17 protein-coding genes are annotated in these 20,893 nt (G+C 40.8%); 7 read left to right on the top strand and 10 right to left on the bottom strand.

From position 1 onward, the window contains the following. Nucleotides 1–64: 64 nt before the first annotated feature. Nucleotides 65–1,765 carry a 3-keto-alpha-glucoside-1,2-lyase-like domain-containing protein gene (locus QQK00_RS06215; protein ID WP_284216615.1) on the bottom strand — a complete coding sequence of 567 codons (1,701 nt, stop codon included), beginning with the start codon at nt 1,763–1,765 and terminating at the stop codon, nt 65–67. Between the two features lie 250 nt (nt 1,766–2,015). On the opposite strand from QQK00_RS06215, the gene QQK00_RS06210 reads away from it, so the two are divergent. The 4 genes from QQK00_RS06210 to QQK00_RS06195 all read left to right on the top strand — a co-directional run bounded on the left by QQK00_RS06210 (nt 2,016) and on the right by QQK00_RS06195 (nt 7,307). Further along, entirely contained in the window at nt 2,016–2,768 is a 753-nt protein-coding gene (locus tag QQK00_RS06210; protein ID WP_284216614.1) for a TetR/AcrR family transcriptional regulator, read from the top strand. 100 nt (nt 2,769–2,868) lie between these two features. Further along, nucleotides 2,869–5,217 (top strand): efflux RND transporter permease subunit, encoded by a 2,349-nt coding sequence (locus QQK00_RS06205; protein ID WP_284216613.1) that lies wholly within the window; start codon nt 2,869–2,871, stop codon nt 5,215–5,217. Nucleotides 5,218–5,253: 36 nt separating this feature from the next. Beyond that, the gene (locus QQK00_RS06200) at nt 5,254–6,078 is read left to right on the top strand and encodes an outer membrane lipoprotein-sorting protein (protein WP_284216612.1); all 825 of its coding nucleotides are present in this window, start codon (nt 5,254–5,256) and stop codon (nt 6,076–6,078) included. Further along, nucleotides 6,078–7,307 carry a hypothetical protein gene (locus QQK00_RS06195; RefSeq protein WP_284216611.1) on the top strand — a complete coding sequence of 410 codons (1,230 nt, stop codon included), beginning with the start codon at nt 6,078–6,080 and terminating at the stop codon, nt 7,305–7,307. Before QQK00_RS06200 ends, QQK00_RS06195 begins: the two co-directional genes overlap by 1 nt. Nucleotides 7,308–7,347: 40 nt before the next feature. Here QQK00_RS06195 and QQK00_RS06190 read toward each other — a convergent pair whose 3' ends face one another. Genes QQK00_RS06190 through QQK00_RS06180 form a run of 3 tightly spaced genes read right to left on the bottom strand, consistent with a single transcriptional unit; the run spans nt 7,348 to nt 10,112 of the window. Next, nucleotides 7,348–8,703 (bottom strand): DEAD/DEAH box helicase, encoded by a 1,356-nt coding sequence (locus QQK00_RS06190; RefSeq protein WP_284216610.1) that lies wholly within the window; start codon nt 8,701–8,703, stop codon nt 7,348–7,350. Between the two features lie 30 nt (nt 8,704–8,733). Beyond that, nucleotides 8,734–9,390: a 3-oxoacid CoA-transferase subunit B gene (locus QQK00_RS06185; RefSeq protein ID WP_284216609.1), complete on the bottom strand. Its 657-nt coding sequence runs from the start codon at nt 9,388–9,390 to the stop codon at nt 8,734–8,736. Then, a complete protein-coding gene (locus QQK00_RS06180) occupies nt 9,390–10,112 on the bottom strand; it encodes a CoA transferase subunit A (protein WP_284216608.1) in 723 nt (240 codons plus the stop codon). Before QQK00_RS06180 ends, QQK00_RS06185 begins: the two co-directional genes overlap by 1 nt. A 150-nt stretch (nt 10,113–10,262) precedes the next feature. On the opposite strand from QQK00_RS06180, the gene QQK00_RS06175 reads away from it, so the two are divergent. Continuing rightward, a complete protein-coding gene (locus QQK00_RS06175) occupies nt 10,263–11,111 on the top strand; it encodes an MOSC domain-containing protein (protein ID WP_284216607.1) in 849 nt (282 codons plus the stop codon). A 68-nt stretch (nt 11,112–11,179) separates the two neighbouring features. Next, on the top strand, nt 11,180–12,025 hold the full coding sequence (locus QQK00_RS06170; protein WP_284216606.1) for a phytanoyl-CoA dioxygenase family protein: 846 nt from the start codon (nt 11,180–11,182) through the stop codon (nt 12,023–12,025). Between the two features lie 26 nt (nt 12,026–12,051). Here the strand turns inward: QQK00_RS06170 and QQK00_RS06165 are convergent, their stop codons facing one another. The 5 genes from QQK00_RS06165 to QQK00_RS06145 all read right to left on the bottom strand — a co-directional run bounded on the left by QQK00_RS06165 (nt 12,052) and on the right by QQK00_RS06145 (nt 18,050). Then, nucleotides 12,052–13,128 (bottom strand): DM13 domain-containing protein, encoded by a 1,077-nt coding sequence (locus QQK00_RS06165; protein WP_284216605.1) that lies wholly within the window; start codon nt 13,126–13,128, stop codon nt 12,052–12,054. Nucleotides 13,129–13,303: 175 nt separating this feature from the next. Continuing rightward, nucleotides 13,304–15,031, bottom strand: a complete 1,728-nt coding sequence (locus QQK00_RS06160; RefSeq protein WP_284216604.1) for a 3-keto-alpha-glucoside-1,2-lyase-like domain-containing protein — start codon at nt 15,029–15,031, stop codon at nt 13,304–13,306. 100 nt (nt 15,032–15,131) lie between these two features. Then, entirely contained in the window at nt 15,132–16,370 is a 1,239-nt protein-coding gene (locus QQK00_RS06155) for a hypothetical protein (RefSeq protein WP_284216603.1), read from the bottom strand. Between the two features lie 185 nt (nt 16,371–16,555). Then, on the bottom strand, nt 16,556–17,320 hold the full coding sequence (locus QQK00_RS06150; protein WP_284216602.1) for a hypothetical protein: 765 nt from the start codon (nt 17,318–17,320) through the stop codon (nt 16,556–16,558). 13 nt (nt 17,321–17,333) lie between these two features. Then, a complete protein-coding gene (locus tag QQK00_RS06145; protein ID WP_284216601.1) occupies nt 17,334–18,050 on the bottom strand; it encodes a sensor histidine kinase in 717 nt (238 codons plus the stop codon). A 202-nt stretch (nt 18,051–18,252) separates the two neighbouring features. Here QQK00_RS06145 and cysB point away from each other — a divergent pair, with 202 nt between their 5' ends. Next, nucleotides 18,253–19,227, top strand: coding sequence for an HTH-type transcriptional regulator CysB (cysB, locus tag QQK00_RS06140; RefSeq protein WP_284216600.1), 975 nt, complete (start codon nt 18,253–18,255; stop codon nt 19,225–19,227). A 25-nt stretch (nt 19,228–19,252) separates the two neighbouring features. Here the strand turns inward: cysB and QQK00_RS06135 are convergent, their stop codons facing one another. Further along, the gene (locus QQK00_RS06135) at nt 19,253–20,656 is read right to left on the bottom strand and encodes an L-serine ammonia-lyase (RefSeq protein ID WP_284216599.1); all 1,404 of its coding nucleotides are present in this window, start codon (nt 20,654–20,656) and stop codon (nt 19,253–19,255) included. Nucleotides 20,657–20,893 lie beyond the last annotated feature (237 nt).

Below are 20,893 nucleotides of genomic sequence, written 5' to 3'. Positions count from 1 at the left end.
CTAAATCCACTGAATGTTAAATTGATTGTATCTCTGGAGCCTGTAACAGATTCTGTGAGCTACTTTATTCGGGTTTTTGCCAAACCCGAACATACTTGACGCGATACTCTTGATCAAGCCGGTTATCGTCTGGTATAGCGTTAAACCACTTATTGGATTCATTATTGAGGTTAATTGCTAAGGCTTGATGCCAATGCGTGTTAATTATTTCTCTAAACATGTAGCCGTCTATGTAAAAACGTATGAAATCAGGCGTCCATTCAAGTCCCCAAACATGGTATTCATTTTGAAGTTCTTTTGGGTAAACGTATTTTTTTGGTTTCGAAAAATGTTTTTTTACATTTCCTTTATCTGCCGGTGCTCTAAAGACGTGAACATTGCTATTAATTGTTTGACGTTGGCCGTCTACGCATGGGCAATTTTCGGCAATGTCAATTTCTGTCCACCAGTCTTTTTCGACCATTGTCAACCAAAACCCCGATACCCATGGCGCATCCATTAATTTCGCCTCTGATTCGAAGTAGCCATACAAAACTCGTTGCTTGCTTTTCAAAAAGCCAGCGCTGTGCGTGTAGCCTTCTGGCAGCGGCAAATCGCCATGCTGATTAACCCTAAAAATAGCTTCTCCTTCTTTAAAACTAACATTGCTATTGTCAAAGTAAGTGGGCTGCCTGCCTTTCCAATATGGGTTGTTTGGGAACCATCGTTGAGTATTTATTTCGCTTTCATTGAATTCATCCGTAAGATCAGTTCTTAATGTCCAATTACCTACGTTTTGTTGATCTGACAGTGGAAATTGCTGGTTTTGACGATTAATAAATTCAGTCGCTGGAATATTCGCAGTAAACCCTTTTGGTGGGCGAGTTAACTGGAGTGGTGTTGTTGATATCATCGGTAATTTATTAATACGCTTAATATTGATATCACGATAATATACTTCTGCGCCTTCTGACTGAATTTGCAGTTGTCCGAACGTAAGGGGGAGGCCGTTGGCACCTTTTGAATCCTCTATCGCCATTACCAGAACGCCATTAACAACAAACACTGCCTTATCGTCCACAGCATAAATGTCAACTTTGTTCCATTGGCCGTTGGGTAAATCTGGCTCAGAGCTAGCATGGCTGTATCCTGAAATTATATGTTTGTATTTGCCGTCAGGATCATACTTATTATTGTTAGGCAGTGGTTTTTCAGTCGCCGTCTGTATTACGCCAGATGGTCCTGCTAGAGGAATGTAGTCACCAAAATCGGATTCTTGGATTTGCATTTCTTGACAGGCCTTCCACGCTCTCCAAAAAGCACCATGAGCGCCTTGGCAGTGAAATAAAACACCGCTGTCTCGCTTTTTATCTAAACGTGGTTCCCACTTTTTTTGACCCCATTTTACTTCCATTGTTAAGTGGTAATTGCCATAGCTCGCTTTTGTCGTTAGGCCGCCGTATACTTCTCCAGAAATTTTTAGCACTGGATTTCCGCGTTCTTCAATCACTTCAAACACTTTTTTTACATCGTTGTTAAGGCCCATGGCTCGTTCAGGTTGGCCATGTACATTCATATTATTAGTTGTGTATGTGCCGTAAGGTAAGCCTTTGACTGAAGCATGTGGCACACCCATCCAAACTTCCCATTTGGATAACTCTTTATCGAGTAAAGGTAGCCATTTGTCTGAGAGCTGATATCTGCCGTTTCTTTGCTCATCCACCACTGAGCATGAAGCAAGTGCGATAGTGGTAGCAGCTAGAATAACTAACGTTATAAATTTCATTGTAGTATTACCTATTAAAAACAGATATGCGCCTAAACTAAGCGTTAAGCATAACAAATGTGTGTTTATATGTAAAAAGTATGTTTTAAATATGCTTATATGTGTGTTCTCATATGTGAAAATTTATTGTTCATTAAATTTTCCTATTTTTGTTTGACATGATTCATTTCAAGGTTTAATGTTATGTTGACGATTCGTCATTATAAATGCTTTAATATGCACAAAGCAGTAAAATTATTAAAGAGAGCGTATGCCACCTAGAGTCTTAGACGAGCAAAGTTTTCTCGCGAGAGAACAGCTTATTATTGACGCTGCCTTAATCGTAATAGAGCGAGAAGGTATTGAAAACTTAACCATTGATAAAGTGGTGGATTTGGTTCCGTTTTCAAAAGGTACTGTATATAAGCATTTCAGTGGTAAAGAAGATGTAATATTGGCAATTAATAATCAAGCTATAGTCATTTTATGTGATTTGTTTGAGCGTGTCGCAAAATTTGATGCTTGCCCTAGAGAAAGAATGTTGTTATTAAATTTTGCTTATTTGATTTATTCAATTTTGCACCCTGTACTCTTTACGGTTGACTTATGTGCTAGAAGCCCAAGTGTGATTGAAAAGTGCGGACAGGACAGAATTGATAAGCAAGATGCTATGCAAACCCATTTAATGTTTACTATTGGTAGTATTATTATGGAGGGAATTGAACAAGGCTATTTAGTCCTTCCTGAATCAATAGATGTGCAACAAATTTGTTTTTCTAATTGGTCTATGGGCTATGGGATTATCTCTTTGTTGTCGAAACATGTTGAAACCTGCGAAGGGCGCGCAGGATTAAGTGTTGAGCTAGAGTTGTTTAACAATAACAACTTGTTACTTGACGGGTTAGGGTGGTTACCTTTGTCAAAAGATAGAGATTATAAAAGCGCCATGTTTAAAGACTTTGATTTGGTGTTTTCAGAAGAGTTAAAAGCATTAAAAGCCTTAGGTAGAGATTTACGTTTTTAATAGCTTTATTCTTATAATTTAAAAAGATTGACGACTCGATGAGTCGTTTTTAAAGGTTTTAAAGTGACGATTCGTCATTACAAAAAAGGAGAACGGAGTCATGGGTAGCAGGTTTTTTGATTTTATAAACAAGCATCCAATATGGGTTATTGTCACCAGTTTATTGTTCGCTTTCTTGGTGGCGTCAGGTGCGCAAAACTTAGTTTTTAAAGGCGATTATCGCGTATTTTTTGGGGATGAGAACCCAGAATTGATCGCCTTTGAATCTATGCAGAATGTCTACAGTAAGACTGATAATGTTGCGTTTGTTGTGGCACCCAAAGACGGCAATGTATTTAGCCCTGAGCATCTAGAATCGCTGAAGGTATTGACCAAAGCAAGTTGGCAAATCCCTTATTCCACAAGAGTAGACTCTGTCACAAACTTTCAGCATACCTACGCTGAAGAAGATGATATGACGGTGGAAAAACTTGTGCTAAGTACGGGCAACTTAAGTGACGCTGACTTAGCGAAAATAAAACAAGTTGCAGTAAATGAACCACTTTTAGTCAATAAAACAGTCTCTCCAAGTGGGCATGTGTCGGTAGTGAATGTGACCGTGCAATTGCCTGGCATTGATGTCGGTCTAGAAGTTCCTGAAGTGGCAAAAAGTGCGCGTGAAATAAAAGAAATTTATCTTGCGCAAAACCCTGACGCGGAGGTATATCTTTCGGGCATGGTGATGATGAACACCTCGTTTACGGAATCGGCATTAGAAGACAGTGCCACCTTAGTGCCTTTGATGTTTTTAATCGTTGTTGTGGTTATTGGTGTGTTGCTACGCACTATTGCGGGTACATTTGCCACGGTTGTTATTATCATTATGAGTATTGCGACAACGATGGGAGTTGCAGGTTGGACCGGTTTTTATCTCACTGGGCCTTCGTCTTCTGCGCCAACTATGATTTTGACGCTAGCGGTCGCCGACTGCATACATGTGCTTACTTCCATGTTTTATGAAATGCGTCAAGGTGCATCAAAAGAGGATGCCATTAAACGTAGCCTTAAAGTTAACTTACAACCAATATTTTTAACGAGTGTTACTACGGCGATTGGTTTCTTAAGCATGAATTTTTCTGATTCTCCACCTTTCCGAGATTTAGGCAATTTAGTCGCATTGGGCGTCATGTTAGCTTTTGTTTTTTCTGTCACTGTATTTCCTGCAATGTTACGAGTCTTACCTATTCGTGTAAAAGTGGATGATGGCTCTAAAGTAAGCAATATGTCTAAGTTGTCAGATTTCGTGGTGTCTAAGCGCAGAGTCTTATTGCCTACAATGGCTTTGGCCATTTTAAGTACTTCTATCTTTCTGCCGCAGAATGAGCTGGATGATGATTTCGTAAAATATTTTGATGAAACCGTAGATTTTCGTAATGCGGCTGATTTTATGCAAGATAATATTTCGGGGATGGCGTTAATTGAAGTCTCAGTAGAAACCGGTGAGAGTAGCGGAATTAACAACCCTAAATACTTACAAACCGTCGCTGACTTTACTGACTGGTTACGTCAACAACCCGAGGTTGATCATGTCAATACAATAACTGACACATTAATGCGCTTAAATAAGAACATGCACGGTGATGATGCCGCTTGGTATAAATTACCTGATGATCAAGCGCTATCAGCGCAGTATTTGCTTTTGTATGAGATGTCTTTACCTTACGGGCTCGACTTAAATAATCAATTAAATGTGGATAAGTCAGCGTCGAAGATTTCGGTTACCTTAAAGAACATTACGAGTAACGAAATGCTTTATTTGGAAGATAGCATCAATAAGTGGTTTGCAAACAACGGCAGAGGATATAATGCAGTGGTAGCAAGCCCAAGTGTAATGTTTGCGCATATTGGCCAGCGCAGTATATATAGTATGTTAATTGGCACAACATTGGCCTTGTTACTAATATCTTTATTACTAGGTATTGCCCTAAAGAGTTGGCGTTATGGCCTAATAAGTTTGATCCCAAACCTTGTGCCTGCAGCCGTCGGTTTTGGTATTTGGGGGCTGTTTTACGGATACGTTGGTTTAGGGTTGTCTGTGGTGGTGGGTATGACCTTAGGCATTGTAGTCGATGATACCGTGCACTTTTTGAGTAAATACCTACGTGCTCGTAGAGAAAAGGACTTAGATGCGATAGATGCAGTTCATTATGCGTTTGATAATGTGGGTCGTGCACTTATTGTTACGACGTTTGTGCTTGCGGCAGGTTTTGCAGTACTCGCACAATCGAGTTTTGCGCTGAATGCAGATATGGGATTGCTTACTGCGATGACTATTGTGATTGCGTTAGTTGTAGATTTCTTCTTTTTACCGCCACTGCTTATTTGGTTGGATAAAAAGAGTGGCTCTGGTCAACACGCCAAGAATGATAGTGTCGGGGATGCGCAGGTGACCCTAACTCAAGTCAAATAGATGTTTATTCGAATTTATAATTTACAGGACAGTTCAATGCTTTTTATTAAAAACACGTTAAAGGCTCATTTATCTAAGCAAGTATTACCGGTTGTTTTACTTGTTTCGACATTTACCATTTCATTTGGAGTGGTGGCTGAAACCCCAGAAGAACAAGGTTTAGCAATCTCTAAAGAAGCAAAAAATAGAGATAAAGGGTGGCAAGACAATTCCGCAAATATGCGGATGGTGCTTCGTAACAAACAAGGTGAAGAAAGCGTTAGAGAAATCGTGACTAAAACCTTGGAAGTTGAAAATGATGGAGATAAGGCGCTTACCATATTTAACCAACCAAGAGATGTTAAAGGCACGGCTTTTTTGAGTTTTTCTCATCCCGTGGGGCCAGATGACCAATGGTTATATTTACCGGCCTTAAAACGAGTCAAACGTATATCTTCAAGCAATAAGTCTGGCCCATTTATGGGGACTGAATTCTCGTTTGAAGATTTGAGTTCTTTTGAGGTCGAAAAATATACCTATAAATATATTGGTGACGAGACGCTCAACGGTCTAGATAACTTTGTCGTAGAGCAGTATCCTGTCGATGAGAACTCAGGTTATACTAGGCGTATAGTTTGGTTGGACAAAGACGAATATCGAATCCAAAAAACGGATTTTTATGATCGTAAAAATAGTTTGTTGAAGACACTCACTTTTCAAGATTATCAACAATATTTATCGAAGTATTGGCGTGCAAATAAAGCGGAAATGATAAATCACCAAACAGGCAAAAGCACTACCTTAGAATGGACAAATTATGCATTTAAAACAGGCTTGCAAGACGCTGATTTTAACAGGAATGCATTAAAACGAGCGAAATAATGTTGAATTGTAGTAAACGCCTATGGGCGAGTAGTTTAATTTTTTGTCTGACGTATGCCGAGACTGGGTATACGGCAGAGCTTGAAATTAGCGGAAAAATTGGTGTAGAGGGGCGTTATTTTGTTAACGAACCCCTGTTACAAAGTCAACTTGACCAAACACAAGCGTCGTTGGTGATAGAGCCTGAACTTTACTGGCAATCAGATGATGGCAGTAAAAGTTTCACATTTAAACCTTTTTATCGCAAAGACAGTCAAGACACCGCGCGCAGCCATGGTGACATTCGCGAATTGTCTTACGTTTATGCCAGTGACAATGGCTGGGAAATGCGAACAGGCATCCGTAAAGAGTTTTGGGGAGTTACGGAGTTTCAGCATTTAGTCGATGTGATTAATCAGACCGATACCGTTGAAGACTTTGATGGTGAAGATAAGCTTGGTCAGTTAATGATCAACTATTCAGGCGTGTATGACTGGGGCATTTTAGATGTATTTGTGCTGCCGAATTTTCGAGAACGCACATTTCCAGGTGTTGATGGTCGCTTACGTGCGCCAATCATCATAGATGAAGATAATGTTAGCTATGAGTCGTCAAAAGAAGATGAACATATCGATTTAGCCATTCGTTGGAGCCATAGCGTTGGTAATATTGATATTGGTACGCATTGGTTTAGAGGGACCAATCGCGAGCCCATTTTACATCTGGATGTTGGTGCGGACGGTCAAACACCTGCTTTGCTGCAATATTATCAACAAATGGAGCAAGTTGGTTTAGATGCACAAATGATTGCAGGGGATACGCTTTGGAAGTTGGAAACTATATACAGAAATACTAACACTGAGAACCATTGGGCAACACAGGCCGGTTTTGAGCATACTTTATACGGTGTTTTTGATTCGGTAGTAGATCTAGGTTTGTTGATGGAGCATTCGTGGGATTCTCGTGGAGAAGGTGATGAAAACGAGGTTACAACTAACTTTCAAAATGATCTTTATGTGGGCGCTAGATTAGCAATAAACGATGCTCAAAGCAGTGAGTTGTTAATGGGCATTGGTACCGACTTGGAACACAATGCTTCTTCGTTTATTTTCGAGTTTACTCGCAGAGTCGGCAATAGTATTAAAGTGAGTGCGGATATTCGTATTATTCAAAGCAGCGAAAGTAGTGATCTTCTATACGGTTTGAAGGAAGATGATCATTTACAATTGACAATGGATTGGTATTTCTGAACCAAATTTTAGTGCTTGTAGGGTCGAGAGACCCTAGCATTTAATCGCTGTCTTGCTTCTTTCTGCGCATAGGCATTGCGCCAACATCAGTCGCATCTACATCACGTTTTTTGCGGACTATTTTTGCTTTGCCTTGTTGGCTTTTATCAATTTTTTTGTGTTTTTGTTCGTTTGTTTTAATCGATTTTTTAGCCAATGTTTTAGCCGATACTAAGCCTTTGAATTTTGGTTTTAATGATTCAAGCTCAGAAAACTTAAAGCTTTGCATGAGTCGTGACTGAATTGCTTTAAAACTCCACCAATCGCGTTTACCAACAAAAGAAATCGCTTGTCCTTGATCTCCCGCACGACCGGTACGGCCAATTCGATGTACGTATTCGTCAGCGTGTTTTGGTAAGTCGTAGTTGATAACCAAGGCAACATTTCGAATATCGAGTCCTCTAGACGCCAAATCCGTGGTGACTAATACATCGGCTTTATTATTTATGAAATCATTAATAACGGCGTTACGTTGGTTCTGCAGTAATTCGCCGTGCAAGAATATTGCAGTATAACCATTTTCATTTAAGTGCGCTTGAATGCGTGCTGTATCATCTCGGGTGGCAGTAAATACAATCGCTTGTTGGCGATTGTCCAACTTTAGCAATGCCGTCAGTAACTTATCTTTGTGTTCAACGTGATCCGATAAGTAAAAGGCTTGTTCAATCCCACTATGTGGCGCCGTCACCTTATCAATGACAATACGCTGAGGTGCGTTGAGTAAGGTGTCTGTCATTTGGTTGATGTCAGCAGAATCTACGGTTGCTGAAAACATCATCGTTTGGCGCTTTCTGTGATTGGCCTGCGAATGTATTAATTCAAGCTGCGATTGAAAGCCGAGTTCGAGCATGCGGTCTGCCTCATCAAGCACTAGTAATTCTAAACCGTGGAAAAAAACGTGCTTGGCATTAATGTGGTCAGCCATTCGTCCAGCGGTGGCTACTACAATATCAGGATTCTTTTTCAGGTGATTTGCTTGGGTATTAAAATTTTCACCGCCGACGACAAGGGCACAAGAAACACGCGTACTTTGCGTTAACTTTTTAGCAACCATGAAGACTTGTTTTGCTAATTCTCGCGTTGGTGCAAGTATTAGCACTCTTGGATCTCTTTTAGATAAAGGTTTTTGTGAAAGTAAACGGTTAATGGCTGGGACTAGAAAGCCTAAGGTTTTTCCTGATCCAGTTTTAGACGCAACCATAAGATCTTGACCAAGTATGGCTTTTGCAATGGCAAGTTGTTGAACTTCTGTGAGTTCAGAAAATCCCTGCAATTCAAGGGCTTTTTTTAATTTGTAGTCAAGTGGAAGGTCTGAAAATAACAAAGATGAGGCTCGCTTTAATGATCTGACGGCCATTATATAAGGTTTGCCCCTATGTCTAAAGCATTATACTTTCATTTCGTGTATCACGCCGTCGATGACTAATGCGCCGTCCGTTTTATCCTTAATTTCTTGCACGCTAACGCCCGGTGCTCGTTCCTTCAAATAGAATGCGTTATTTTTAATTTCTAGCACGGCTAAATCGGTAATGATTCGCGTAATACAATTTACACCAGTGAGCGGCAGGCTGCATGTCGTCAAGAGCTTTGATTTACCGTATTTGTCAGTATGTGTCATCGTGACGATGATATTTTTTGCTCCCGCGACTAAGTCCATTGCGCCGCCCATTCCTTTGATCAGTTTCCCTGGTATCATCCAAGATGCGATATTACCTTTTACATCGACCTCAAAGGCACCAAGTACAGTAAAGTCTATATGCCCACCTCGAATCATCGCAAAACTGTCGGCTGAGTTAAAAATTGACGCGCCAATGGATGCAGTAACTGTTTCTTTGCCTGCATTAATCATATCTGGGTCAATTTCTTGTTCCGTAGGGTAGGCGCCCATACCTAGTAAGCCATTTTCAGATTGCAACATTACACTAATGTTTGGTGGCACATAGTTAGCGGCGAGCGTCGGAATGCCAATGCCCAAATTGACATAGTCGCCATCCTTAAATTCGCTTGCAACACGCATTGCCATTTGTTCTCTAGATAGGGCCATTATTGTGTGCCTTTCGACGGCGCAGTTTGTTGAATCACTTTGCGCTCAATCCGTTTTTCGAACGTTCCTTTTATCACGCGATCAACATAAATACCCGGTGTGTGAATTTGATCGGGAGACAGACTACCTATTTCAACAATCTCTTCTACTTCAACGACGGTAACGTTTGCTGCGGTCGCTGCTAGCGGGTTAAAATTCATGGCTGTGTGGCGATAAATGCAATTTCCATAAGCGTCGGCTTTCCATGCCTTCACTATGGCGTAATCGCCGGTGATGCTTTCTTCCAATATATATGGCCGGTCATTGAATAGCTTTACATCTTTGCCTTCGCCTATTGGTGTGCCATAGCCGGTTGATGTATAGAAGGCAGGGATACCTGCGCCGCCGGCACGAATTTTTTCCGCGAGCGTGCCCTGCGGTGTAAGTTCTACCTCCAATTCGCCATTCAGAAGTTGTTGCTCAAACAATGCGTTTTCTCCAACGTATGATGACACCATTTTTATTATCTGTTTATCTTCGAGTAAAACACCTAAACCAAAACCGTCAATACCGCAATTGTTAGACACGACGGTCAAATTACGTGTTCCTTTTCGTTTAATTTCAGCGATTAATCCTTCAGGAATTCCGCAAAGGCCAAAACCGCCAGCAATTATGGTCATGCCATTTTTAAGCCCTTGCATTGCGTCATCGTAGTTGTTCACAACTTTGTTAAAACCTGCCATGTATTTCCTTGTTACACATTTAACACCCTCACGAAAGTATTGTTTACAAGGGCTATTTTGTACAATTTTATTCTCGATATGTGTTTCTACTATTGAAAATCATGAGTACTGGTTTACTATCAATAAGAGAATGTTATTTCTAAGGTTGATATGAAAATTACACGCTTGTTCGTATATCCAGTTAAAGGTTTACGTGGTATTGAATTGCAAAAAAGTAGATTGTTTACCGAAGGGCTACCTCACGATCGAGAATGGATGTTGGTTGATGTTAAAGGCAATTTTGTTACGCAACGTCAACTGCCTTCAATGGCGACAATAGGCACTAACATTAGTGCGGATAGCTTGGTTTTATCTCATCCATCTGCTGGCAGCATCAGTATTCCTCTTGTGTTAGATGAATCTAAGTCCGTGAGAACAGTATCTGTTTGGGGAAACCAAGTAAGTGCGATTGATGAAGGCGGGCACGTCAGTGATTGGTTGACTGAGGCACTTGGCTTGTTCAGAAAACATCAGTTAAAATTGGTTCGTTTTGACAAACGAGACCGGCGCCTTATCAAAGACAAATATTTATTTGACGGAGAAGAGGCGAATACGTATTTTGCCGATGGGTTTCCATACCTAATTACCTCATTGGTGAGTTTACACGCATTGAATTTGCAGTTAAAAGCGCGTGGGTTTTCTGAAGTCAGCATTGAACGATTTCGTCCAAATGTCGTGATAGACAATTGCGAATCAGCTTTTCACGAATTGTTTTACCAAAACTGCAGCGAGGTTAATGGGCAATATCAACTGTCTATCCGTAAAGCGTGTGAGCGTTGCCCTGTAACCACGATTGATCAGGAAACCGGCGAGCGCCGTGAACCAACTCAACCATTGGGTGTTTTACGAGAATTAAATCCGCTTGAAAATCATCCTGGGGCATTTTTTGGTGGAAACGCAATTTTGACCAAAGGCATTGGAAGCACCATTATGGTTGGTGATCAATTGATGAATGAATGACGAATAAATTTGTCAATAGCGTACCTTAAGAAGCATACACAATAACTAATCCTATAGAAGATGTACAAATGTTAACACTGCTGCAGCAGCAAGAATATATGAATAACGGGTATCTAGTGTTACCTGGGTTTTTCTCGAATGACGAAATGTCGTCTATTAAGAATGCCGCAAATAAAATAGTTGATGACTTTGACCCGAGTTCAACGAGTTCAATATTTTCGACCAAAGATCATGATAAAACTAGAAATGATTATTTTTTAAGTTCAAGTGACAAAATACGTTGTTTTTATGAAGAAGATGCATTTTCGGTCAATGGGGAATTAGTGCAAGAGAAGTCTCTGAGTATCAATAAAATAGGACATGCTTTGCATACATTGGACCCGGCATTTAGCGCGTTTAGTCACTCTCCAAAAATTGCAGAAGTAGCTAAAAGTGTGGGTTTACAAACCCCCCGTATTCGTCAATCGATGTACATTTTTAAACAGCCAAAAATTGGTGGAATAATACGTTGGCATCAAGACGCAACATACTTTTACACCGATCCTATTTCGGTAGTTACTTTTTGGGTCGCAGTTGAAGACGCGACAATTGAAAATGGTTGTTTGCGGGTACAAACGCCGGATAAATCAAGAGCGTCAACTAATACGCCGTTACGAGAGCAGTTCTTGCGTTATCCCGACGACACCACCGAACTTAAAGTGCTCGATGAAACACCTTGGCCAGAAGATGAATCAGCGACAGTTTTAGACGTAAAAAAAGGTACTCTCGTTGTATTTAACGGCTTATTACCTCACTTTAGCGCGCCTAATCTTTCCAGTAAATCACGACATGCATTTACGTTGCATATCACTTGTGACTCCAGCAAATATTCTGAATTTAATTGGATCCAAAACGAAGGAAGCCCTTTAAATTAACAAGGGCTTCTGGCTAACGTTAACGCCTATATGGGCGCGCGTAAAACGGTGCTGCCAAAGTCAACGTTGAAGTCGATGCACCAAACACTAACACTGTCAAAATCGTCAACCGTTTTGCCAGCAGGCAATTGCAAGCGAATGGTTTCGTTTCTGAGTGTTCTGCCTTCTAGTTGTGGTCCAAAGCCAAAGGCATTTGTTGTCTCAAAATTTAAGTTTTCTCCCGTATAAAATTGTACATTTGGTGCGCCGCCGTCTACATATGTAAACATCGTTACTTCAAGTGTGCAATTATCGACAACGGTCACAGTGCCTGCTACTTCATAAGCAAAGCTAGTGAGCTCACCTGTGTAGCCTTTTTTAGGCGTCTCTGCGTTACAGTCTCTTGAATTGGCTTGCATGTTTCCTAAGGTCACATTTAAATGACTTATTGCTTCGCTGGCGGTAATCAAGTTCGTTTTATTTGCACCAGCATTTGCAACAACGTCATTGACTTGCTCATCAAAATTATCAGCGCCAAAATTGACAGTAACACCATTTGCCTGATTGTGCGCATCATCAGTAATCGTAATACCATTGCCAGGTATACCGTCTAAGTCTAAGGTTTGGAGCAACCTTGCCATATTGCTGACGCGAATGTCGTTAACATCGTCTACGTCAAATATGTCTAGAGGTGACATCATTTCTCTGGCGTTGACTTCGGGAAATACTATATCGCCAATTGAAAACGTGACGGATTCACCTTCTACATAGGTAAATTCACCGTCGGCATTGGTAAGCCCGTCTTGCGATGCTGTTTTGAATGACAAGCCTTGAACAGCTGAATCTACAAAAATACCAGTGAGCACTTCAGCGGGCGCTTCAGGTTCAACTGGCGCTTCAGGTTCGGCAGGTGCTTCTGGCTCGGCAGGTGCTTCTGGTTCCGCTGGTGCTTCTGGTTCCGCTGGTGCTTCTGGTTCAACCGGTGGAGCAGGCGCAGGCTGTGCAACAGGTGGTGGTGTTGGTTGAGGAGCACTAGTATCAGAGCTGCCACCGCCGCCACAGGCACTTAGGACAAAAGAAGCTACGAGCGTTAGCGAAAATAATGTTGACCTATTTGTCGTCATCGAGATACACCTTATTACATTAAAAAGTCATGATGGTAGTATCATCTATTTTTTAGACACAAAGATCTTCACAAAAGAATAACAATTATGTTCTGAATTGGTCTAGCGCCTTTTTTTGACGCCTTGAGTTTAGGCGCCAAATTTTTCCTGTTCGAAGCGAATAACGATAAGCTTGCTATAACTTCGCTTTTTGTTTTAACAATGCTGGAAAGTGCTGGATATGTCTAATACGGATATCTTTATAGTCAACTTCAGCGGCTTCTGACTGAATTTGCAATTGACCTTCCGTCAATGGTTGTCCATTCTTATCTTTGGCATTTTTTAGGGCCATTACGACACGACCGTTAATTAGATGAATTGCCTGATCTTCAATTACATATATATCCAAGGTATTCCACTCGCCGTGTGGGCGATCTGCTTCAACCTGAGCATGTAAATAACCATCCCATTCTTGATAGTCTTTCCATACATCAAATACATGACGTTTTCCTTGCTTACTGTATCGAACATCAGCTTTGGGACCTGCAAGGGTGATAAAATCGCCCATATCTGACTCTTGTACTTGATACTCTAAGCTGCTTTTCCACACATTCCAAAATGCGCCATGTTCGCCATGTGCATGATACAACACGCCAGAATCACGTTTTTTATCTAAGCGCGGCTCCCATTTTTTGTCGCCCCAACGCATCTTCATTTGCAGGTGATAGTTCTTAAATGATTTTTTACTTGTTAATCCGGCAAATACTTCACCCGTAATGTGTAGAATGGTTTCGCCATTTTCTTGTTTTGTTGAAAATACACCTTTGGGATCAACATTTACACCGAGTGGTTTTCCTTCTTCAACAGAAAAGTCATCATCAAATTCGACGCTAGCGTGAGGAACGCCCATAAATATTTCCCAATCACTTAAGTCGTTGTCAAGCAAGTTTGTCCAATGGCTTGACGATGTCACTCTGTTAGATTTGGTATAAGCGGTAGGAAAATCGTCAGGTAACTCTTGTGTAACCTTACCTGTCGCAGCCCATTCTGAGCCGCGTTGTAATGTCGTAATATACCCTAAGTTATTGAGAGACTCGGCATCTGAAGTGTCTCTTAATCCAGCATGTCCAAGCGTACTGTGAACAACTCGTCCTTTACCATACTGAACGGTAAAAAGAATGGGTTCATGATACAGCGATGCACGCCCTTTGGCAGGATCTGCAAAGCCAGTCACTAATATATCAATATGCTTTGCGGGGCCTCGTAAGCGAGAATACAATTCGTCTTTACTGATTAACCAATTTTCAGGCATGCCTTTTGTAATTGGGTGTTCAAAATTGCGTGTTGTGGCTAAAAAATCTTGACCTGGCGGGTGAAACGTTCCGCCTGGAGAAGTATCTTTTACAAGTTTACCATTGTGATAGTAAACCCAAGGGCCCCATTTTTCGTTTCGGCTACCGCCTTTTGGTGTGCCTTTGGTTGACAACTGCGGCGAATGAAGACTAGCCGCACCCCAACCACCCATGCCAATAATATCATTGTATTCTTTCCAATTAGGAAAACTATTGTCGCTCGCATGCAGTAGCACAAGTCCACCGCCATTTTTAATATATTCGACGAAGGCAGACTTTGTGGATTCAATCCATTCTTCACCTTCGTAATCTAAAATAACGACATCGTACTTGTGCCACTGTGGTTTAAAATCATCGAGAGATTCTCCGCTCGGTGAAGTAACAATTTTAGTTACCTTAAATATCCCAGCATCGTTCAAATGTTGATTTATTGCTGCACTTGTTGCTTCCCAGTTGTGATATTTATTTGCTCGGCCAGTAACAAGGAGCGCATCAATTGACGAGTTTGCGAACGCCGTAATACTAGGTAATGCAATGACTAGGCAAAAAATGCCGATAACTATTTTTTTCATATTGAAGTATTCACTTTAATTAAATGCGTAAAAAAGAATGCATGAACAATGTTTATTACTCGTAGTGTTATTGCAAGTAGTCGTAATACTAGTACTGCGGCTAGCGCTTATTCAGTGGATGCTGCAGCACAAGCGCACGCCATCTACCTCTTGAAAATGCGGTAATATCGCCTTCAGGTATCTTGCCATTGGTGACAGCATTTGCTTCTACGTGAATAGTGTCGCCTTGCTTTAATGATTGCAGACCTAGATCAAAAGTATTTTCACTATAGTCGATAGTTGTTTCAGCATTTGTAAACTCGCCAATCAGTTGGTCATTGATGAATACCCGATAAGAAGATTCTCCGTCAATTTCTGACAAGGTTACTAATTGCATATTGAGAGCTTTGCTAGGTAACTTCGCAGGGACTTCATAGCTCGCACGCACGAAAATATTTCGAGCATCTGGCTTGCCCGCATTGATTGCCGCTGCTTTTCGCCATTCGTCGAAATAGAAATACTCTTTACTGGCATCATTGGGCGTAAAATAAGTATTTGCATCCAATATTTTGTAGTAGTGCGTAATATCTTTTAGCGCGGTACGTTCACTTAATTCGGGGGCATTGTATGTTGTTACGCTAGGGCCCATACCAACAGGTGTGTAATTCTTGTCTTGCGTTAAGATAAATTTGTCGATTTCAGTGCCATCTTCACGCATCGACACAGTCAACATGTGCTGGCCTGGCTTGTCTATATCTATCCAGAGCGTCGTTGGGTCTCCGCAGTGGTTATCTGGCCTGCGCTGTTGACTAGACCATGTCCAGGCAAATTTACCTTTACAAAATTGCAAACGTTGACCGCTTTCCGGCCAGTCTCCGTTTAAGCCAATATGCATACCGTTGTCTTCTGTACCCGTACTATATGCTCTGGCCCAAACATAGTATCGTCCCGGAGTCGTTACATAAATTGGGTAACTGAGTATTGCCATTTCTCCAGGCTTGTCCGTAAAATTCTCCCCGGGTATAAGTGCTTCATCATGATTTGTTCGCGTATCTGGTAATATTTCGAGATATTCACCATTACTTGCGCCATCTAGATGCGGAAGGTCAGCGTCAGCAAAATTATGAGAGAGTGATTCACTGTTTGTCTCGCTGAAACTTAACCATTGCCTTGATTCATTTAGCGTTTGAGATGCATAGTTTTCCGCTTCAAATACAATAATGGCGTCTTTTTCAACTATCGTATCTACCAAATGTTTACTTGTTAACGTCGACGATCCGTTTAAGGGTTCAGTAGACGTTGTTGTGCATGAAATTGTAGATGCGCACAGTAAACCTGCGATGTACCAAGAATTGTTCACTAGAGAGCCTCAAATTTGAGAGATGCGAAAAGAAGACTATCCTATCGTGAACTAAATGAGGGAAGAATGAAAATATTTTGTTAATAATTTATGATTTTTACCAGTAATTCTGTGTAACTTTTCAATTCAGCGCTTTCATCATATTTTTCAATGTACGGTATTTACTCAAATAACTTAATTGCTTCCTACCATTTCTTCTTCGGCGCGAATAAGTTGTCGATATCCTCGCTTTCTTTTTTCTTCTGAGCTAAAACTTCTTGCATATTGTTATCTTTAACTGTGCTTTCCAATTGGTTTATCTGTTTCGTTAGTTCACTTGCTCTAGCTTGCGTATACTCATCTTGTGGCTTATGGTTTTTAAGCGCAGCAATTCCTTTTTCAAAATATTGGCGCGCAGAGCCTTGTAAACCAGCCGTCACTGAATCATTCCCTCTTTTATTAAGCGTTTCTACATTTACTCTGAGTTGCAGACATTCTAGGGTTTTATCTTCTGCTTTGTAGTCGTTAACCGAAATGTTCCCTTTGGCGTTTTCAACACGTAGTATATTTCGTAGCTTTTTGACAGCCTGAATATATTTAATGATCATTTTGTCCGATGAGGGAAGGTTGAAAGTCGATAGATCTGGCGCTGGCTCTTCTACGTTGAGTTCTTCAATGAGCCTAGTGGTTTCTTTAATTTTATTTTTGATGTCTGCGGACGGAGATTGTGCATTAATGCCTTTTAACGCCATTAATGAGCGCTTTCGTAATATCGCGATAAGTTTTTTAGATACGGGCATTTGTGAAGCTGCTGAAACTGCTACTTCTGTCTCATCTAATATAGCTTTATGTTTACTTATTTCATCACGTTTCTGCGCTTCTTTTCGCTCATTATGCTGTTGTACAGCAGATGCAGCAATACCACCAACAATGATGGCGGTAATTAAAATAATGATAATAGTGTAACTCATGAATAGTCCTTTATTACGGTAACTGTAGCGTGAAGATGCTACCACCAGTGATATCACTGTTGGCGAGAGTGATACTTCCTTGTTTACCTTGATTCTTGTGTGTCTGGGCGATCAAACGGGCAAAAAACAAGCCTAGTCCTGTGCGTCCTTCACTAATGCATTGCTGCGTAAGTTCGATAGTGGACATTTCAAGCATGGACGAAGGGTACCCAGGGCCATCATCCTCTACTTGAATGGTCAGTCTCTGGTCTTCCATAAAGGCCTTTAACGATACTTTACTACAGCCATAGCGGATGGCATTTATTATTACGTCATAAACCATCATGTATACAAGATCTCTGTCAAAGTACCACGATAAATCTTCATCTACGTCAGACAATACTTGAATATCTTTTTGTTTAACATAAACAGCATTCGAGTCGATTAATTCCTCAATAAGATCGCAAACATACACTTCATCCACATTGATGGGTAAAGCGTCTACCGACGCTTTATAGAGGCTTAACACTTGTACAAGTGTTGTGTTCATGCGGTTTGCTTCGTAATGAACTGAATTTAAGTTATCAAGGGCGTCAACTGCGTCATCTGGAAAATTATTTGCCATTTGTTCTATAGACTGCATCAGTAAACTTAAGCTGTTTTTCATATCATGAATTGCAACCGCAATTACCGACGTAAATTCAATTTGTTCAGGTGCGTTCCCAGCGTCTGTAGAAGATATTTGCGACATAGTTATTTGGCCAATTCGTCGTTTATGAAAATTAATAAGTAATAAATGCAGATAAAAAAGTAATTTTCTTATGCATTTTAGTTTTATATTCGCTATTATCAGTAACGAGTTCTTGTAACAAACTATCGGCAGCTGTACCGAAAAAATTAGACCGAATGACAAACTCGATCTATGCCATTGGATATTTTCAACAAGGTTTTGCATGAAGCTACAACAATTACGCTATATCGTCGAAGTATTAAATAATAATTTGAACGTTTCAGCGACGGCTGAAAATCTCTACACATCGCAACCAGGCATTAGTAAACAGGTACGAATGCTCGAAGATGAGTTAGGCATCCAAATCTTTGGTCGAAGTGGTAAGCACCTTACACATGTTACCGATGCTGGTAATGAAGTTATTAATATTTCTCGTGAAATCTTAGCAAAAGTTGAAAGTATTAAAGCGGTTGCAAGAGAACATACACTACCAGATCAAGGTAAACTCAATATAGCGACTACGCATACACAGGCGCGTTACGCATTACCTGATGTGATTCAAGGCTTTATGAGCAAGTTTCCAAAAGTATCGCTGCACATGCATCAAGGAACGCCGTCACAAATTAGCGATTTAGCTGCAAAAGGTGAAGCAGATTTTGCAATTGCGACCGAATCGCTGCATTTATACAACGATTTAGTCATGTTACCTTGCTACCATTGGAATCGTTCAGTTATCGTTAACAAGGCACATCCTTTAGCTAAAAAGACCTCGATAACAATCGAAGATCTTGCAAAATATTCCTTGGTTACCTACGTGTTTGGTTTTACTGGCCGCTCTGAACTCGACCGCGCGTTTACTCAAGCAGGTTTAGAACCCAAAATAGTCTTCACAGCTACTGATGCCGATGTGATCAAAACGTACGTGAGATTAGGCGTCGGTGTTGGTGTAATTGCTTCAATGGCGGTGGATGAAAACTTGGATTCTGATTTAGTAAAAATTGATGCGAGCCATCTGTTTGATTACAGTACGACGAAAATTGGTTTTAGAAAAGGCTCATTTTTACGGAATTACATGTACGACTTTATTGAACGTTTTGCACCGCACTTGACAAAAGATGTTGTAGAGCGCGCAATGATGCAAAAAAATAACGACGAAGTTGAAAAAATGTTCAAAGGTTTGACCCTACCTGTAAAATAAAGTTTTGCTCTTAAGTTATTAATACTTAACACTCGATTATGTTTACTGCGAGACCGCCACGGGCGGTTTCTTTGTATTTGCTTTTCATGTCGTTACCTGTATCCCACATAGTTTTTATCACCTTATCTAAAGATACTTTTTGATGTCCGTCACCTCGCATAGCCAAGCGAGACGCGTTAATGGCCTTAACTGCGCCCATAGCATTGCGTTCTATACATGGTACTTGTACCAAGCCGCCCACGGGGTCACACGTTAAGCCAAGATTATGCTCCATGCCTATTTCAGCGGCATTTTCTACTTGTTGTATATTTCCTCCAACCAATTCGGTCAATGCGCCAGCAGCCATAGAACAAGCGACGCCAACTTCACCTTGACAGCCAACTTCTGCGCCGCTAATTGAGGCATTTTTTTTGTACAATATGCCAATCGCAGCTGCTGTTAATAAAAAGCGACAGGCGGTGTCGTCATCTAATGGTTTTACAAACTCATCGAAATAGCTCATGACAGCTGGAATAATGCCTGCTGCACCATTTGTAGGGGCGGTAACTACTCTGCCTCCAGCAGCGTTTTCTTCATTTACGGCTAACGCAAAAAGGTTCACCCAATCAAGTATTTGCATAGGATCGTTAGCCACTTTTACATCACTATTTTTGGTCGTCGAGCTTTCGGAGCGTAATTTCTGGTATAAAGACGATGCTCGCCGATTGACTCTAAGGCCTCCAGGAAGAACCCCTTTTTTACTGATACCATTTTGGATACTAGATTTCATCACATGCCATATATGAATTAAGTGTTGCCGCAAGGTGGTTTCGTCCAAAAACACGGATTCGTTTTTCAGCATTAACGTACTTACAGACATGTTTTCGTCAGAACATAAGGCTAATAATTCTGCTGCGGTCGTAAACGGGTAGGGCACGTCTTTGTGTTGCTCTGAAAGTTTTACCAGCTTTTGTGCCTCAAACTCGCTATCTTCAACTACAAAGCCGCCGCCAATTGAATAGTAGGTTTTTTCAGACAATATCTTGTCGTTAGAATATGCTCTAAAAATCATACCGTTAGCGTGTTTAGGAAGTGTTTTTCGGCGAAAGTATGTAATTGCACCTTGACTAGGAAAATCAATATCGTGTTGATTATTTATATTCAAGCGCTGATGTGTTGCAACGGTCTGAAGAAGAGAGTCAATTTTATCTACGGGCACGTCTTCTGGCGTATAGCCAAGTAGCCCCAAAATTATGGCTTTCCCTGTTCCGTGGCCTATGCCAGTTTGCCCTAAAGAACCATAGAGATCAGTATAAATGTGTGTGACGTCAGTTAATTTTTGCTCACGTTGAAGGTAGTCACAAAACGTTTTTGCTGCCAGCATCGGCCCAACCGTGTGCGAGCTCGATGGCCCAATCCCCACTTTAAATATATCAAGTACGCTTATCATGTTTAGGCCTTTTCGCTCACTATAGCACTGCTGACTGAGCATGATTAGTCGGCGCTAAGATGCAAAATGAGAAACTCTCATCAGTGTTAATAGTGCATGTTGTTCTTTCTGTATAAAAATTAAATAATAAATGGGTTGATTGCAATGATTTTAAAAAACAAGCAACGCGACTGAATAGCGATGCGCATGAAGTGAGGTTTGACTGGTTTATACATAGCCGTTAACTTCCAGTAATTA

Source organism: Agaribacter marinus (genome assembly GCF_030160655.1).
GTDB classification, from domain to species: domain Bacteria; phylum Pseudomonadota; class Gammaproteobacteria; order Enterobacterales; family Alteromonadaceae; genus Glaciecola; species Glaciecola marina.
This window is presented reverse-complemented; position numbering and strand designations above follow the sequence as displayed.

Coding starts and splice junctions, on each gene's coding strand:
- QQK00_RS06215 (WP_284216615.1), bottom strand. CDS start 1,765: ATGAAATTTATAACGTTAGTTATTCTAGCTGCTACCACTATCGCACTT.
- QQK00_RS06210 (WP_284216614.1), top strand. CDS start 2,016: ATGCCACCTAGAGTCTTAGACGAGCAAAGTTTTCTCGCGAGAGAACAG.
- QQK00_RS06205 (WP_284216613.1), top strand. CDS start 2,869: ATGGGTAGCAGGTTTTTTGATTTTATAAACAAGCATCCAATATGGGTT.
- QQK00_RS06200 (WP_284216612.1), top strand. CDS start 5,254: ATGCTTTTTATTAAAAACACGTTAAAGGCTCATTTATCTAAGCAAGTA.
- QQK00_RS06195 (WP_284216611.1), top strand. CDS start 6,078: ATGTTGAATTGTAGTAAACGCCTATGGGCGAGTAGTTTAATTTTTTGT.
- QQK00_RS06190 (WP_284216610.1), bottom strand. CDS start 8,703: ATGGCCGTCAGATCATTAAAGCGAGCCTCATCTTTGTTATTTTCAGAC.
- QQK00_RS06185 (WP_284216609.1), bottom strand. CDS start 9,390: ATGGCCCTATCTAGAGAACAAATGGCAATGCGTGTTGCAAGCGAATTT.
- QQK00_RS06180 (WP_284216608.1), bottom strand. CDS start 10,112: ATGGCAGGTTTTAACAAAGTTGTGAACAACTACGATGACGCAATGCAA.
- QQK00_RS06175 (WP_284216607.1), top strand. CDS start 10,263: ATGAAAATTACACGCTTGTTCGTATATCCAGTTAAAGGTTTACGTGGT.
- QQK00_RS06170 (WP_284216606.1), top strand. CDS start 11,180: ATGTTAACACTGCTGCAGCAGCAAGAATATATGAATAACGGGTATCTA.
- QQK00_RS06165 (WP_284216605.1), bottom strand. CDS start 13,128: ATGACGACAAATAGGTCAACATTATTTTCGCTAACGCTCGTAGCTTCT.
- QQK00_RS06160 (WP_284216604.1), bottom strand. CDS start 15,031: ATGAAAAAAATAGTTATCGGCATTTTTTGCCTAGTCATTGCATTACCT.
- QQK00_RS06150 (WP_284216602.1), bottom strand. CDS start 17,320: ATGAGTTACACTATTATCATTATTTTAATTACCGCCATCATTGTTGGT.
- QQK00_RS06145 (WP_284216601.1), bottom strand. CDS start 18,050: ATGTCGCAAATATCTTCTACAGACGCTGGGAACGCACCTGAACAAATT.
- cysB (WP_284216600.1), top strand. CDS start 18,253: ATGAAGCTACAACAATTACGCTATATCGTCGAAGTATTAAATAATAAT.
- QQK00_RS06135 (WP_284216599.1), bottom strand. CDS start 20,656: ATGATAAGCGTACTTGATATATTTAAAGTGGGGATTGGGCCATCGAGC.